15 protein-coding genes are annotated in these 14,403 nt (G+C 59.6%); 8 read left to right on the forward strand and 7 right to left on the reverse strand.

Features of this window, described 5'->3' with window-relative positions; genetic code table 11:
- The first annotated feature begins 341 nt into the window (after nt 1-341).
- The 3 genes from AB4Z25_RS02145 to AB4Z25_RS02155 are packed head-to-tail and all read left to right on the forward strand — an operon-like array spanning nt 342 to nt 2,974.
- Nucleotides 342-950 carry an SCO family protein gene (locus AB4Z25_RS02145; protein ID WP_112538003.1) on the forward strand — a complete coding sequence of 203 codons (609 nt, stop codon included), beginning with the start codon at nt 342-344 and terminating at the stop codon, nt 948-950.
- A 3-nt stretch (nt 951-953) separates the two neighbouring features.
- Nucleotides 954-2,081: an FAD-dependent oxidoreductase gene (locus tag AB4Z25_RS02150; protein WP_442207830.1), complete on the forward strand. Its 1,128-nt coding sequence runs from the start codon at nt 954-956 to the stop codon at nt 2,079-2,081.
- 14 nt (nt 2,082-2,095) lie between these two features.
- A complete protein-coding gene (locus AB4Z25_RS02155; protein WP_112537738.1) occupies nt 2,096-2,974 on the forward strand; it encodes a 50S ribosomal protein L11 methyltransferase in 879 nt (292 codons plus the stop codon).
- 170 nt (nt 2,975-3,144) lie between these two features.
- Here the strand turns inward: AB4Z25_RS02155 and AB4Z25_RS02160 are convergent, their stop codons facing one another.
- A complete protein-coding gene (locus AB4Z25_RS02160; RefSeq protein ID WP_310294647.1) occupies nt 3,145-3,318 on the reverse strand; it encodes a hypothetical protein in 174 nt (57 codons plus the stop codon).
- A 278-nt stretch (nt 3,319-3,596) separates the two neighbouring features.
- Between AB4Z25_RS02160 and AB4Z25_RS02165 the strand changes: the two genes are divergently transcribed.
- Nucleotides 3,597-5,432, forward strand: coding sequence for an aminopeptidase P family protein (locus AB4Z25_RS02165; protein ID WP_112537737.1), 1,836 nt, complete (start codon nt 3,597-3,599; stop codon nt 5,430-5,432).
- 50 nt (nt 5,433-5,482) lie between these two features.
- Here the strand turns inward: AB4Z25_RS02165 and AB4Z25_RS02170 are convergent, their stop codons facing one another.
- Together AB4Z25_RS02170 and AB4Z25_RS02175 are read right to left on the reverse strand one after the other, a co-directional pair.
- On the reverse strand, nt 5,483-5,791 hold the full coding sequence (locus tag AB4Z25_RS02170; protein ID WP_112387008.1) for an AzlD family protein: 309 nt from the start codon (nt 5,789-5,791) through the stop codon (nt 5,483-5,485).
- A 2-nt stretch (nt 5,792-5,793) separates the two neighbouring features.
- Nucleotides 5,794-6,513: an AzlC family ABC transporter permease gene (locus AB4Z25_RS02175; RefSeq protein ID WP_112387451.1), complete on the reverse strand. Its 720-nt coding sequence runs from the start codon at nt 6,511-6,513 to the stop codon at nt 5,794-5,796.
- Between the two features lie 128 nt (nt 6,514-6,641).
- On the opposite strand from AB4Z25_RS02175, the gene AB4Z25_RS02180 reads away from it, so the two are divergent.
- The gene (locus AB4Z25_RS02180) at nt 6,642-6,890 is read left to right on the forward strand and encodes a DUF2164 domain-containing protein (protein ID WP_112537736.1); all 249 of its coding nucleotides are present in this window, start codon (nt 6,642-6,644) and stop codon (nt 6,888-6,890) included.
- A 3-nt stretch (nt 6,891-6,893) separates the two neighbouring features.
- Here the strand turns inward: AB4Z25_RS02180 and pncA are convergent, their stop codons facing one another.
- Nucleotides 6,894-7,520, reverse strand: a complete 627-nt coding sequence (gene pncA, locus AB4Z25_RS02185) for a bifunctional nicotinamidase/pyrazinamidase (protein WP_112537735.1) — start codon at nt 7,518-7,520, stop codon at nt 6,894-6,896.
- Nucleotides 7,521-7,743: 223 nt separating this feature from the next.
- Complete coding sequence (locus AB4Z25_RS02190; RefSeq protein WP_112538002.1) at nt 7,744-8,295, reverse strand: hypothetical protein; 552 nt, start codon at nt 8,293-8,295, stop codon at nt 7,744-7,746.
- Between the two features lie 713 nt (nt 8,296-9,008).
- Between AB4Z25_RS02190 and AB4Z25_RS02195 the strand changes: the two genes are divergently transcribed.
- The 3 genes from AB4Z25_RS02195 (at nt 9,009) to AB4Z25_RS02205 (ending at nt 11,108) form a co-directional block, all read left to right on the forward strand.
- On the forward strand, nt 9,009-9,356 hold the full coding sequence (locus tag AB4Z25_RS02195; protein ID WP_112538001.1) for a hypothetical protein: 348 nt from the start codon (nt 9,009-9,011) through the stop codon (nt 9,354-9,356).
- 139 nt (nt 9,357-9,495) lie between these two features.
- A complete protein-coding gene (gene tcmP / locus AB4Z25_RS02200; RefSeq protein ID WP_442207831.1) occupies nt 9,496-10,347 on the forward strand; it encodes a three-Cys-motif partner protein TcmP in 852 nt (283 codons plus the stop codon).
- Nucleotides 10,347-11,108 carry a DUF5131 family protein gene (locus tag AB4Z25_RS02205; RefSeq protein ID WP_112537733.1) on the forward strand — a complete coding sequence of 254 codons (762 nt, stop codon included), beginning with the start codon at nt 10,347-10,349 and terminating at the stop codon, nt 11,106-11,108. Before tcmP ends, AB4Z25_RS02205 begins: the two co-directional genes overlap by 1 nt.
- 5 nt (nt 11,109-11,113) lie before the next feature.
- Here the strand turns inward: AB4Z25_RS02205 and AB4Z25_RS02210 are convergent, their stop codons facing one another.
- Together AB4Z25_RS02210 and AB4Z25_RS02215 are read right to left on the reverse strand one after the other, a co-directional pair.
- A complete protein-coding gene (locus tag AB4Z25_RS02210; RefSeq protein WP_112537732.1) occupies nt 11,114-13,570 on the reverse strand; it encodes a UvrD-helicase domain-containing protein in 2,457 nt (818 codons plus the stop codon).
- A gap of 68 nt (nt 13,571-13,638) precedes the next feature.
- The gene (locus tag AB4Z25_RS02215; protein ID WP_112537731.1) at nt 13,639-14,316 is read right to left on the reverse strand and encodes a DUF1275 family protein; all 678 of its coding nucleotides are present in this window, start codon (nt 14,314-14,316) and stop codon (nt 13,639-13,641) included.
- Between the last annotated feature and the right edge of the window lie 87 nt (nt 14,317-14,403).

The following is a 14,403-nucleotide window of genomic DNA, read 5'->3' on the forward strand; positions in this document are numbered from 1 at the left end:
CGGATAAAATACGGTTTTCACTATGCGATCGCTGGAGCTTTCCGCCCGCGCAGACATCATGTCAGTACGGCACCAATAGCGCCGGACGCAGTGTCAAATATAGCTTTCAGAAATTAAGCGTTCGATAACGATGTATTTCTTGGAAGTGATACAGAAATACCATCTAAATGCTTGCAGGATATGCAATTTAAGAAACCTGCCTTCCCGGTTTTCAACATTTCGGATCTTGCAAGGTGAGGCAATTAATCACGGGTAAGAAAACGGGTTGTTGAATTGCGTGGACGGGCGGGAGGTTATATCCCGCTGTCGATGGGCGCTTTGGCGCCGCTAGGGGTTGGATGATGAAGAATTTTCGTATTGCCGTCTGGATTGCCGTGCTGCTCGTTGCCGGTGTGTTGGGCTGGTTGACGCTCAATATTACCAAGACCAAGGACCTGCCGCTGGCGGCTGAGGGTCCCTACGGCGTTCCGTTCACGCTTGTCGCCCAGGACGGCAAGCCGATCACCGAGCAGGCGCTGCGCGGCAAGCCGAGCGCACTGTTCTTCGGCTTTACCCATTGCCCGGAGGTCTGCCCGACGACGCTGTTCGAGCTCAATGGCTGGATGGAGAAGGTTGATCCGGCGGGCAACAAGCTCAATGCCTATTTCGTTACCGTCGATCCGGAGCGTGATACGCCGGAGATCATGAACCAGTATGTCTCGAATGTCTCGAAGCGCATCACCGGCATCTCCGGCCCGCCGGACAAGATAGCCGATGTCGTCAAGGGCTTCCGCGTTTACGCCAAGAAGGTGCCGGTCGACGAGAACAATCCGAACGGTGACTACACGATGGACCATACGGCATCGGTCTTCCTGCTCGACGGGCAGGGCCGCTTTGCCGGAACCATCGCCTATGGCGAAAATCCCGATACGGCTGTAAAGAAGCTGGAGAACCTGGTTACCAAGGGGTGACACATGCCGGGGGGACATCGTGACATTCTGATTGCCGGGGCAGGCGCCACCGGGCTTACGGCAGCATTGGAACTTGTGCGGCGGGGTCACCGGCCGCGCATCATCGACAGCGATGAGGGGCCGGTGCCGATGGTGGAAAGCCGGGCGCTCGGTATCAATGCCCGGACGCTGACGCTGCTTTCGCCCTCCCGGGTGAGCGATGTCGTACTGCAGGATGCGTACCGCATCGACCGGTTTCGGGCCCGTTCCGGCGGAAAGCTGCTTTTCGAACTCGATCCCGGCCGGGTCACCGGACAATTCCCTGCCATCCAGATGCTGGCGCAGGGACAGACCGAGCGGCTGCTGCTCAGCAAGCTCTCCGACTATGAAGTGGTGCCGGAATGGCAGACGGTTCTGGAGCGCGTCGAAAACGCCGGCGGCAAGCCGCATGTCGTGCTTCGGCGTCCCGATGGTTCGGCGGAAGAACTGACCCCGGATATATTGATCGGCGCTGACGGAGCGCATTCGGCGGTGCGCAAGGGGGCTGGTCTCGGGTTTCCCGGGCAGGCGCTGGAAGAGAGCTTCTACATTGCCGACTTCCGCTATCCTGCGCCGATCGATCCGCATTATGTCGAAATCGATCTGTTCAATCCGGGCATGATCGGTCGTCTGCCGGTATCTTCGGATACGGTGCGCTATCTCTCGACGCTTTCGGATTTCGAAAAGCGGATTCGGCATCCGGTTGCGGGAGGCCAGGCCGTCTGGGTTTCGAATTTCCGCATCCATTTCCGCCATGTCGAGCGCATGTCATCGGGCAACATCTTTCTCGCGGGTGATGCGGCGCATATTCATTCGCCGGCCGGTGCGCGCGGTATGAATCTCGGCATCGAGGATGCCTGCTGGCTCGCCTATTTGATCTCCGAAGGACGCGAACAGGAGTATTCCGGGCTGCGCCTTCCCGCGGTGGAAACCGTGCTGAAGCAAACCTATGGTTTGACGTCGCTGGTGACGATGCGTAATCCGGTGGTGACAGGACTGCGAAACGCGCTGATGCCGATCGCCGTCCGCATCCCATTCGTTGCAGACCGCCTTCTGCGCGGCATTGCAGGTTACGATACGCCGCCTCCGCCCTGGATCGACGGCGCCAAATAAAGAAAGACGAATTCGTGAGTGAAATCCGCCTCTACGTCTCGACCACCGAGAAGCAGGCCGAGCAGGTTCTCGACCTCCTGAGCGAAGTTTTCGGCGAAGAGGATTTCGCCATTGCGACGACAGAGATCGACGAGAAGAAGGACATCTGGGAAGCGTCCGTCTACATGATGCGCGAGGACGAGGACGAGGTGCGGCAGCGCGTCGATGAGGCGCTGACGGCCGCCTATCCCGAACTTTCCATCGAGCGCGAAGTGATCCCGGATGTCGATTGGGTGGCGAAGTCGCTGGAAGGTCTGAAGCCTGTCCGGGCAGGGCGTTTCCTGGTGCATGGCTCGCATGACCGGGACAAGGTACGCTCCGGCGATATCGGCATCGAGATCGATGCCGGCCAGGCGTTCGGGACCGGCCATCACGGGACGACGGCGGGCTGCCTCGAAGTCATCGACAGCGTGATGCGCTCGCGCACCATCCGGAACGCCCTCGATCTCGGTACCGGCAGCGGTGTGCTGGCGATTGCTGTGCGGAAGCTGAAGAACATTCCGGTTCTTGCGACCGATATCGATCCGATCGCCACGCGCGTTGCCGCGGAGAACGTGCGCACCAACGGCATTGCCAACGGCATCGTCACCAAGACGGCGCCGGGTTTTCATTCGACGGCTTTCTCCGAATACGGACCTTTCGACCTGATCATCGCCAATATTCTGGCACGGCCGCTGATCCGCATGGCGCCGAAGCTGACCGACAATCTGGCGGCCGGCGGAACGGTGATCCTGTCTGGCATTCTGGCATCGCAGCGCTGGAAGGTGCTGTCGGCCTATAACGGCCAGAAGCTTCGCCATGTGCGCACCATCTGGCGCAACGGCTGGGTGACGATCCATCTCGATCGTCCGTAAGGTCAGGGAAGAGCAATACCGGGAAAAAGAAAAGGCGGTGCCAGTGGCACCGCCTTTTGACCGTCAAACGGTCGTGCCCACGAGCTAAAGGAGGAGGAGCGCTCGAGTGGGCTCTACAGTTCTGATTGCCGGTCCGTCGAGGGAGGAGGAGAGACGAAGCGGCAAATAGCTCAGAACGCGTAGCTGGGTGCGCCCTTGTGGCGCGTAGACTTGTGGCTGGTGCCGAGCATCTTGAGGCTATCCTCGTTGAGCGGGCGGCGCGCGCCGATGACGTGACGGACAGTCTGGCGCTCGCCAGCCTGCACCGGGCTGCTGTAAGCGAAGCGCGACAGAGAGGCAGTCATTTCATAATTCCTTTTTCGTTTGAGGTTCATCTCGAACCCGTTTGATGCGCCCTATATAACCATCCGAAAAAACTCTGGCAGAGGGTTTGCGTCATGGGAGCCATGCACGGAATGCATAAAGCGTGCCAGTTTCGGTTTTGTTGTCACATTTCTGCCAAAATAATGGGCGGCTTGCCTTAAGGGGAGGTGATCTTGTTTTTCTCCACTTCCCTAGGAATTCCGGTAACATAGCGCCAACCGCTCTAAGCGGATTCGGCCTTCAGCATTGGGTTTTCAGCATGTTTCAGTCTTTCGAAGTGACCTCCACGCCGCAATTCGGCCGCGATCGCGTCAGCGCCTTGCGTGAGAGTTTCGATGCGCTCGGGATTGATGGCTTCCTCGTGCCGCGCGGCGACGAGTTCAACGGCGAATATGTGCCGAAATGCGCCGAGCGGCTGTCATGGCTGACCGGCTTCACCGGTTCGGCCGGTATCGCACTGATCGCCCGCACCCAGGCCGTGGTCTTCGTCGATGGCCGTTACGTGACGCAGCTTGCCGAGCAGGTGGACGGTTCGGTCTTCACCGGCGGTGATCTGGTCAACGAGCCGCCGCATCTGTGGCTGCCGAAGCACGGCAAGGAAGGCATGCGCCTTGGCATCGATCCGTGGCTGCATTCCGGTTCGGAAGTGCGTAAGCTGCAGCAGGCGCTGTCGGAGATCGGCGGAAGTCTGGTGTTCCTGCCGCACAATCCGCTCGACAAGCTCTGGAGCGACCGCCCCGCCGAACCGCTCGGTGCCGTGGCGATCCAGAATATTGCCCAGGCAGGCGTGCTGGCGCGCGACAAGATCGCCACCGTTGCCGCCGACCTGGCGAAGAAGAAGGTGGCGGCGGTGCTGATCGCCGATCCATCTTCGATCGCTTGGATCTTCAATATCCGCGGCGCCGACGTGCCGCATACGCCGCATCCGCTGGCGCGCGCCATCATCCATGCCGACGGCAAAGCCGAGCTTTTCCTCGACAAGCGCAAGACCGGTATCGAGCAGGAAGCCTATCTGGCGCAGATCTCCACCCAGCTGCCGCCGTCTTCGCTCGACGAGCGGCTGGCGGCTGTGTCCAGGGACGGTGGCCGGGTGATGATCGATCCCGAGATCGCCTCCTATGCGCTGGCCGACATCATTCGCAAGACGGGCGGTGAAGTGGTGGAGGGTGCCGATCCGGCAAAGCTGCCGCGGGCCATCAAGAACGATGTCGAGATCAATGGCTCGGCTGCCGCCCATCTGCAGGATGGTGCTGCCATGGTCGAGTTCCTCTACTGGCTTTCGACGCAGAAGCCCGGCGGTATTACCGAGATCCAGGCGGCCGAAAAGCTCGAGGTGGTGCGCGCCAGCGTTGGCCAGAGCATGCAGAACCCTCTGAAGGATGTGTCCTTCGATACGATCTCCGGTGCCGGTGAGCACGCGGCGATCATGCATTACCGCGTTACCGTCGATACCGACCGGCCGATCCAGGCGGGCGAGCTGTTCCTGATTGACTCAGGGGCGCAATATATCAACGGCACGACTGATATTACCCGCACTGTCGGGATCGGTGCCGTCACCGAGGAGCACAAGCGCTTCTTCACGCTGGTGCTGAAGGGGATGATCCAGATCAGCACGGCGCGCTTCCCGAAGGGGACGCGCGGCTGCGACCTCGATCCACTGGCACGTATCGCGCTCTGGCGGGCAGGGGCCGATTTCGGCCATGGCACCGGCCATGGCGTCGGTTCCTATCTTTCGGTGCATGAGGGGCCGCAGCGCATCTCCAAGCTTTCGACGCAGGAGCTGCTGCCCGGCATGATTCTCTCCAACGAACCCGGCTACTACCGGCCGGGCAGTTTCGGCATCCGCATCGAGAACCTGATCTATGTGCGCGAGGCCGAGGAGGTCGAGGGCGGCGATACGCCGATGCGCAGCTTCGAGACGCTGACCTTCTGCCCGATCGATCGCTCGATCGTTATCCCTGAGCTGCTGACCCATGACGAGCTGCACTGGTTCAATGACTATCACGCCCGCACCCGCGAGGCGCTGATGCCGATGATCCATGACAAGGATATCCAGGCGTGGCTGGAGAATGCGACGCTGCCGCTGGAATATTGAGCGGCTCAACGAGCGGATAAAGAAAAGGGCGGTTTGACCGCCCTTTTTCATTACATGCCGATCGTATGGCGCCAGGCCATGACGATGACCCAGGCAACACCCAGCATCCACATATGCGAATAGCGCAGGCCGATGACCAGCGCTGCGGCGAGTGCCAGCTTCGAATCCCAGCCGCCGTCGAAGAAGGCGGGGGCGACGAGCGTGGTCAGGACCGCTGCCGGGACAGCATTGAGTGCGGCTTCCATGCGCGGCGGGATGCGCTTCATCGTGGTGATCAGCACGTAGCCGCCAATACGCGTCGCATAGGTGGCGATGGCGGCCGCGATGATGACCAGGACCATGTGAAGATCAAATTCCATGATCAGACCTCGTGCGGTTCGTTGGCCGGTTCCGGCTGGTGGACGGCGGGAAGCGGCAGGACGGCGGCGAGCACGATGCCTGCGGCCGCACCGAGGCTGACATGCCAGGGCGAGCCGACCAGGTGGTAGGCGATGACAGAGGCGACGGCGCTGACCGCTGCGACCGGCAGGAAGTTATCGCGGCTGCGGAAGCCGAGAACGATGCCGAGGAAATAGGCTGGTAGCAGGATATCAAGGCCGAGCGTCTTGGGATCGCCGATGAAGCTGCCGAGCACGCCGCCGAGCAGGCTGATCAGCACCCAGGGAACGTAGATGATGATGCCGAAGCCGAAGTACCATGCAAAGGTGACCTGCCTCCCGGATTCGCTGCGCTTGACCGTTTCGGCAAATTGCGGATCGACCAGCAGGAAGAAGGTGAAGAATTTCTGCAGCGCCGTGAAATGGCGGATGTGCTTGGCGATCGCCGCCGAATAGAGAACGTGCCGGAAATTGACGGCGAGGATCGAGGCGATGATCACCCAGGCAGGGACGTTGCCGCCGAAAAGCTCGATGCCGACCATCTGGCTGGCGCCGGCATAGACCGTGGCGCTCATGAAGGTGAGCTCGGCCAGCGACATGCCGTGATCGGCGGCAAGCGCCCCGAACAGTGCGCCGAAGGGGGCGGAGGCGAGGGCCACGGCAGAGCCGCCCCGCAAGCCGTCAACGAATTCCGACCGACTCATCGGCATGCATGCTTCCTTTTTCTCGAATAGGCTTCCTCTAGGAGGCAAAGGCCGCTGCCGCAATCGAATTTCCTTGATTGAACGATCGATTTCGCTGAACGGTGGGCTGCAAACCACGGAGACAGCAGATGGTCGCGATCGAGTTTTCAAAGGATGAGAAGGCGCAGCTGATGGCGAGTATCCAGCATTTCTTCGATGCCGAACTCGATCAATCCATAGGTATCATCAAGGCGGAGCTGGTGATGGATTTCTTCGCCAAGGAGGTCGGGGCGGCCTACTACAAGAAGGGGCTGCAGGATGCGCATGCGGCTTTCACCAAGCGCGCCGAGGATCTGGCCGACGATATCTACGGCCTGGAACGGGCAGCGACCGGTTGAGGCTCAGCCTTCGAGCACGTCGCGGCTGTCGATGATGGCAATGCCGCGGAATTTCATCTCGGCGATTGCGGTCGCGACACCCTCGGGCGTGATGCCACGGCTGGCATCCTCGATGAAGCGCACCCGGACGCCGGGGATCATGTCCAGCGCATCGATGGCCGAGAACTTGACGCAGTAGTCGGTCGCCAAGCCGCAGACGTCGAGATCGGTGACGCCCTGGTCCTCAAGGAAATCGGAAAGGCCTGTCGAGGCGTCGTGATCGTTGTCGCGGAAAGCGGAGTAGCTGTCGACGCGCGGATCTTCGCCCTTCTGCTGGATGAGGTCGATCTCTTCGGCCTTCAGTTCGGGATGCAGCTCGGAATCGAGTGTGTACTGGACACAATGATCGGGCCACATCATCTGAGGCTTGCCTGCAAGCTCGCCCATTTCGAAAGGCTGCTTTCCCGGATGCGAGGAGGCGAAGCTGCCGTGACCCGGTGGATGCCAGTCCTGCGAGGCAACGATGAACTGGTATTTTCCGCTGTCGATCAGGCGGTTTGCGACCGCCACCACCTTGTCGCCTTCGGGAACAGGAAGATTGCCGCCGGGACAAAAGCCATTCTGGATATCGACGAGCAGAAGAGCTCTCATGCAAGGACTCCGTCGAAGCGTGCCGTCCGCAATCGGGATCGTGAGTATCCACCGATTAGTGGGGGGCTGGCGCTCAGCATGCAAGCCCTATTTTTCGGGTATTTCGATTGATGGTGCGGTACTTTAAGCAGTTCCGCCAATCTGACGGCGCCGCGAAATGCTGCGGCCTTCTTCAAACAATGGTCTTCACCGGCAAGGCTCCCCCGGCGGAGCCCGGCACGGGTCAGATAGCCTGGATTTCGCCCTGATGGTCTGCCGCATCCGCGGCGGCCGGCGAAGAACCGTAGGTACTCTGGTAAGCCTGCTGCGATTTCTGGATATCGGTCAGCATATTGGTCAGGAACTGATCGTCTTCGCCGCCGGAGGCATCGCCTGAAAGGGCCTGCGTATCGCCGGAGAGGATTTCGTCTGTCGTCAGCTTGCCGTCGCCATTGGCGTCGAGCGAGGCGAGAATGCCCTGCGTGCCGCTTGCATCGCTGCCGGTGTCACTGCCGTCATCGCTGGCGCCGCTATCGGACTGCTGCTGCATCTGCAGCATCATGTTGAGGATATCGGCGGTGATGCGCTGCACGACGTCTGTGGTGGAACCGCTGTCGTCGTCACTGCTGGTGGAGGACGCCTTCGCAGTACTGCTGGCGGTCGTCGAAGCACCGGTGGAAATGTTTGCCGCTGCAAGCTCGTCGGCGGAAATAATGCCGTCGCCGTTCTTGTCGAGGCTCGAAATCGGGGACTGATACTGGGTGAGGGCGCTGCCCAAGGATGAAACGCTGGTCACTGGAACCTCCTTTGCGAGTTCTTCGTGAAGCCCGGTCTTCATGGCCGGACAGGAGCCGGGCTAAGCCGATTTGCGGAGGTGGTCAAAGCGACGTTTTGACAGGGGATAACTGCGATTGACGGATGGCTGCGACGCAGTTTAATCTTTCGTTTACCGTATTTATTTCATTGAAATCGTTATTGAATTTTTGTCTGCCGCGGCGGAATCTATGTGCTGTTGGCGTCCGCCGGTTGCGCATGGCCAGCCGTCTCGGCAGCCAGCGGGTGCAATGCGCTGTTTGACGCTGCTTGTGCTGCTGCGGCAAATTGTCGGGCGATTTTGCGCTTTTCGCGCGGCGGAAGAATCAGCGCGCTCGTTTCCGTTCGCCGAAAACAATGAAGGCGCGAACCCCGGCCCGCGCCTCCGCTTCGTTCTCATCGAGGGCTCAAGTTCCGATGATCTTGTTGCAAGCCATGGCGATGCCCGGATTGCCGAGCACGGCGACCAGGAGCGCGAGGGCGATCATCGGCAGCGAGTAGCGTTTCATCTGCATCCTCCTTTGCCAGCCCGCGCGCAGTATGCGGGAAGAGGTGCTGTGGACGAAGTCACGAATGGGTGACATCGCCGATGCCCGGGCCACCGAAGCTTCGTCGCGCGCGGCACCTGCAGACGGGCTCTTGCCGATCCCGCCCATTTCTGCCTTTCTTTCGATGACCGTCATCGGGAGGAGAGCGATGGCCGAGCAGGACCCTGAGGAGAAGATCGATTCGACGTTCCGCAACGGTTCGTTGACCGCGGCCGGGATCATCCTCGGCTTCTCGCTGAACTTCATCGGCCGCTGGGTCTCGAACCCCAACGACTGGAGCCGCATCGACATCGTGCCAATGGTCTTCCTGACCATCGGCATCGCCATCCAGGTTAAGGTCTTCGCCGACCTTCTCGCCCGCGACTCGCTGATCGCCGCCAAATACGACCGCTCACGCCGGCTGTTTCTGATCGGCTTGGTGATCGTGGCGCTGGGCATGGGGATTGCGCTGCTGAATGATATTCTTGGGCTGGGGTCGATGCAGATGTTGGGGTGAGGTTAGGTTTCGTAGACCTCTGCTTGAATCTTTATTAAATTCAGGGTTGTGTTATTGCTAATCCTGTGTAGTTTGTTCCTTTATTGTTCACGGAGGGGCAGACGTGGTGCAAAGATCCTTTGGTAGCACGCATACAAAGGTGAAGCTCGATACGGTATTTAATTACGCAAATTTCTACACAAAAGTCTTGCGAAACAAACCCTCTCCGGAGAGACCGTTTAGGTTGCATTATCTTGATGCGTTCGCAGGGACCGGCGAAATTCCACTGGGAGTCAGCTTGCCGACGCTGGAGGGCATAATTGATGCTGAGGAAGTAATTGTTGGCTCTGTGCGACGCGCACTTAGCGTTGATATGCCATTTTCTCGTTACGTGTTTTCTGATCTCCGCCGCAAAAATACCAAAGAACTGCAGACCCTAGCGGCCGACTATTCGCACCTTAAAGATCACATTGAGATCGTTGGACGTGATGCTAACGATGTCGTCAGAGATTTTTGCTCGAGTTTGGGTAAAGGTGATAGGGCGCTAATATTCTTGGACCCATTTGGAAACCAAGTTCGATGGGAGACACTAGAGATTATCGCGGCAACGGAAAAAGTCGATCTGTGGTATCTTTTTCCGGCATGGTTGGGGATCGCGCGTCAGGTTAAAAATAACGGCCAAGTCGTAAAGGAAGCTGAGCGATCCATTGATAGCATGTTCGGACCGTTCGATTGGCGTAGTCATGCGATAGCAAAAACTACTTCCTCTCAAGGTGATTTCTTCGCAGACGCGCCGGTTGAACTAGAGAAAATTGCCAGCGCTGACGGAATGACGCGCTTCATGATTGAATGTATGGCGAGCATTTTTGGCGGCGGCGTTGCTAAAAGTTGGCTTCCGCTCGGTAGAGGAGGTCAGCCACACTATTCGCTGCTTTTCGCGTGCTCTAATCCAGGCAAGCGTGCGAAGGAACTAGCTCAAAAGGTTGCGCGCGAAATAATGACGAGGAAGTAATGGCGGGCCTATCTGATATCGAATGGACTGATGCCACATGGAATCCGGTTTCGGGATGCACCATAATCTCACCCGGATGCACTAACTGCTACGCAATGCGGATGGCGGCGCGACTAGATGCTATGGGGCATGCCGGCTACCGCGAGACAACAAGAAAGAGTGGCAAGCGGCAGGTTTGGACAGGCAAAGTCGTGTTGAACGATCGTGTTGTCGAGGCTCCAATTTCCTGGCGCAAGCCGCGCATGATATTTGTTAATTCCATGTCTGATCTTTTTCAGGACAAGGTTCCGGTCGATTTCATCCGTCGCGTATGGGAGACTATGAGCGATGCACATTGGCATGTCTTCCAGATCTTGACGAAGAGACCGGACAACATGGCAAGGATATTATCGTCCGGCGAATTTCCCATTCTCGAAAATGTATGGCTTGGAACTTCCGTAGAAGGTAGCGACTTCACGTTCAGAATCGATGAGCTTCGAGCGACGCCGGCGGCCGTCCGGTTCGTTTCATTCGAGCCACTTTTGAAGAGCGTGGGTCCAGTTAAATTAGATGATATTGATTGGGCTATTGTCGGCGGTGAGTCTGGGCCTGGTGCACGCCCTATGGATGTAGACTGGATTGATGAAATCAAGGCAGCCTGCGATTACTCCGAAACGGCATTCTTCTTCAAGCAATGGGGAGGTGTGAATAAGAAGAAGGCTGGACGGGAATATCAAGGCAAAACTTGGGATGAGATGCCTCGGGCGGCGATCTCAACTTAAAAGGTTCAAACCCGCTCCACAAACCCATCCAGTACACGCTTCTGCCCCGCCCGGTCGAAGTCGATCGTCAGCTTGTTGCCCTCGATGCCGGTGATATTGCCGTTGCCGAACTTGATGTGGAAGACGCGGTCGCCGGTCTGGAACTTAGAGGGTTCGGCGGAGGTCGATTTGGCGACGAGTTCGCCTTCGATGGTGCGGCCCTTGGGGCCGCTTTCGCCATAGCCGATGCGCTCGACGGCGTGGCCGGAGCGGCTGCCCCAGTTGTCGCGGGTGGCTTCGGTCTTGTTCTGCTGGGCGCGCTTCCAGCCGGGGGTCGAATAGGAATTGGAGAAGGGGTCCGACTTGTCGAAGCGCGACTGGCCGTAGCCGCCGCGGCCATAACCGCCGTAGCTCTGCTCGACTTCGGCGACTTCGACATGGCTTTCCGGCAGTTCATCGAGGAACCGCGAGGGGATCGTCGATTGCCAGAGGCCGTGGATGCGGCGGTTGGAGACGAACCAGATGTGGCAGCGGCGCTTGGCGCGGGTGATGCCGACATAGGCGAGGCGGCGTTCCTCCTCGAGGCCGGCGCGGCCGCTTTCGTCGAGCGACCGCTGATGCGGGAAGAGGCCTTCCTCCCAGCCCGGCAGGAAGACGGTCTCGAATTCCAGGCCCTTGGCGGAGTGCAGGGTCATGATCGAGACGGCGTCGAGGTTCTCGTTCTGCTCGACATCCATGACCAGCGAGACATGCTCGAGAAAGCCGCGCATCGATTCGAAACTGTCCATCGAGCGGATCAGTTCCTTCAGGTTGTCGAGGCGTCCGGGCGCCTCGGCGCTCTTGTCGTTCTTCCACATGTCGGTATAGCCCGACTCTTCGAGGATCTGCTCGGCGAGATCGGTATGTGGAGTTCTTTCAAGCATGTCCTGCCATCGGCGGAACGATTGAATCACGTCGAACAGTGCCTTGCGGGCCTTGGGTTTCAGCTCATCGGTCTCGATGATATCGGCGGCTGCCGCCAGCATCGGGATGTCGCGGGCGCGGGCATAGTCGTGAAGGGCGCGCACCGTGGTGTCGCCGAGGCCGCGCTTCGGCGTGTTGATGATGCGCTCGAAAGCCAGGTCGTCGGAAGGCTGCGCGACGAGGCGGAAATAGGCCATCGCATCGCGGATTTCGAGGCGCTCGTAGAAGCGCGGGCCGCCGATGACGCGGTAGTTTAGACCGAGCGTCACGAAGCGGTCTTCGAACTCGCGCATCTGGAAGGAGGCGCGCACAAGGATCGCCATGTCGTTCAGATTGTGCTTGTCGCGCTGGAGCTGCTCGATCTCTTCGCCGATGGCGCGGGCTTCCTCTTCCGAGTCCCAGGAGGCATGCACCTGCACCTTGACGTCGTCAGGGTCGGAGCGATCGGTGAACAGCGTCTTGCCGAGGCGGCCCTCGTTATGGGTAATCAGGTGGGCGGCAGCGCCCAGAATATGGGCGGTCGAGCGGTAGTTGCGCTCCAGCTTGATGACCTTGGCGCCCGGGAAATCCTTCTCGAAGCGCAGGATATTGTCCACTTCGGCGCCGCGCCAGCCGTAGATCGACTGGTCGTCGTCACCGACGCAGCAGACATTCTGCGGCTCGCCCTTGGGACGCTGTGCCAGCAGCCGCAGCCACATATATTGGGCGGTGTTGGTATCCTGATACTCGTCGACGAGGATGTAGCGGAAGCGGCCGTGATATTCCTTCAGCAGATCCGGGTTCTTGCGGAAGATATGGATCGGATGCATCAGCAGGTCGCCGAAATCGCAGGCGTTCAGCGTCGAAAGGCGGTTCTGGTAGGCGAAATAGAGTTCGCGGCCGCGGCCATTGGCAAAGGCGCGGGCATCGCCTTCCGGAATATCGGCGGGGCTGAGGCCCTTGTTCTTCCAGGTGTCGATCATCCCGGCGAACTGCTTGGCCGGCCAGCGCTTGTCGTCCAAGCCTTCGGCCTGGATCAGCTGCTTGATGAGGCGCACGACGTCGTCGGTATCGAGAATGGTGAAATCGGAGCGCAGGCCGACGAGCTCGGCATGGCGGCGCAGCAGCTTGACACCGATCGAGTGGAAGGTGCCGAGCCAGGGCATGCCCTCTACGGCGCCGCCGACCAGATGGGCGATACGCTCCTTCATCTCGCGGGCTGCCTTGTTGGTGAAGGTGACGGCGAGGATCTGCGAGGGGAAGGCGCTGTTGGTGTTCAAGATGTGAGCGATGCGGGTGGTCAGCACTCGTGTCTTGCCGGTGCCGGCGCCGGCGAGCACGAGGACGGGGCCTTGAAGCGTTTCGACGGCTTCTGTTTGTTCCGGGTTGAGGCCCGAGAGATAGTCCGGCTTCTGGTTTGCGCCATTTCGCGCCGCCATGGCGCGAGCCGCGAGGCCGCCGCCTTGCGCGGCGGGGACCGCTTTGCGCGGTGCCTGCGGCTCTTCGTCGAAGAAGGGAATATCGTCGAAACTATTGCTCATGCCGCGTAATGTAGTGATTCGGTATCGAAAGACCAGAAAAGATGTTCTGCTTCCGTACCCCCAGGCTTTTATGGGGTTTGCTGTGACTGGAAGGCCAGCGTCACCGAAACCAGCGCCAGGAGCGGCGGAAGGGCGAAACACCAGATGCCCACGAGGACATAAGCCAGTGCCGCCAGTCCGCAGCCAAGCGCGAAGGAGGCGACGGCGAGCGCCATCTTCGACAGCCGGGTTTTCACCGGCGCAGCAGCGTCAATGGGCGTTCCCTGTGCCAGGTCGGCGAGATCGATCATCATCTGCGTCGTCGTGCCGGTCATCAGCGTTGTGGGCGGCGCGCTGGCTAGATGGATGCGGTGCACGGCATTCTGAATGGCCATGGCGACCACCAGCAACATGCCTGTTGTCACCAACGGCAGGCCATCCGGATTGGCGAACGGACCAAGGCGGATCGCCATGACAGCGGCGGCGATCAGGAACAGGAGCTTCAGGATCAGCATCAGGCGCAGGCTGCGGTCTTCAACCGTGGCCGTCAGGCGCGTCACATAGCGCAGCAGAAAGATCGTCAGACAGAAGACCGGCAGCGCCAGAAGCTTGGCGATGATGCCTGAAGTGCCAAATGTGAGGGCCGCGCCAAGCGTCACGAAGTTGCCGGTAACGTGAGCGGTAAACAATCCGCCGAGCGCCAGGAAGCCCGCGGTATCGACATAGCCGCCGGTGAAACTCAACAGGAAGGGAAGGGCGCGGCGCATGGTTCTGCCTTATTCTGTGGAGGAGTGTCGCCGGTTTTATTGCGCTTTTCTGGTGCCGCTAAAGAAGTAAACGGTAAAATTCCCCGG

The sequence above is a fragment of the Rhizobium sp. RAF36 genome, from assembly GCF_052114105.1.
In the GTDB taxonomy this organism is placed as follows: Bacteria; Pseudomonadota; Alphaproteobacteria; order Rhizobiales; family Rhizobiaceae; genus Rhizobium.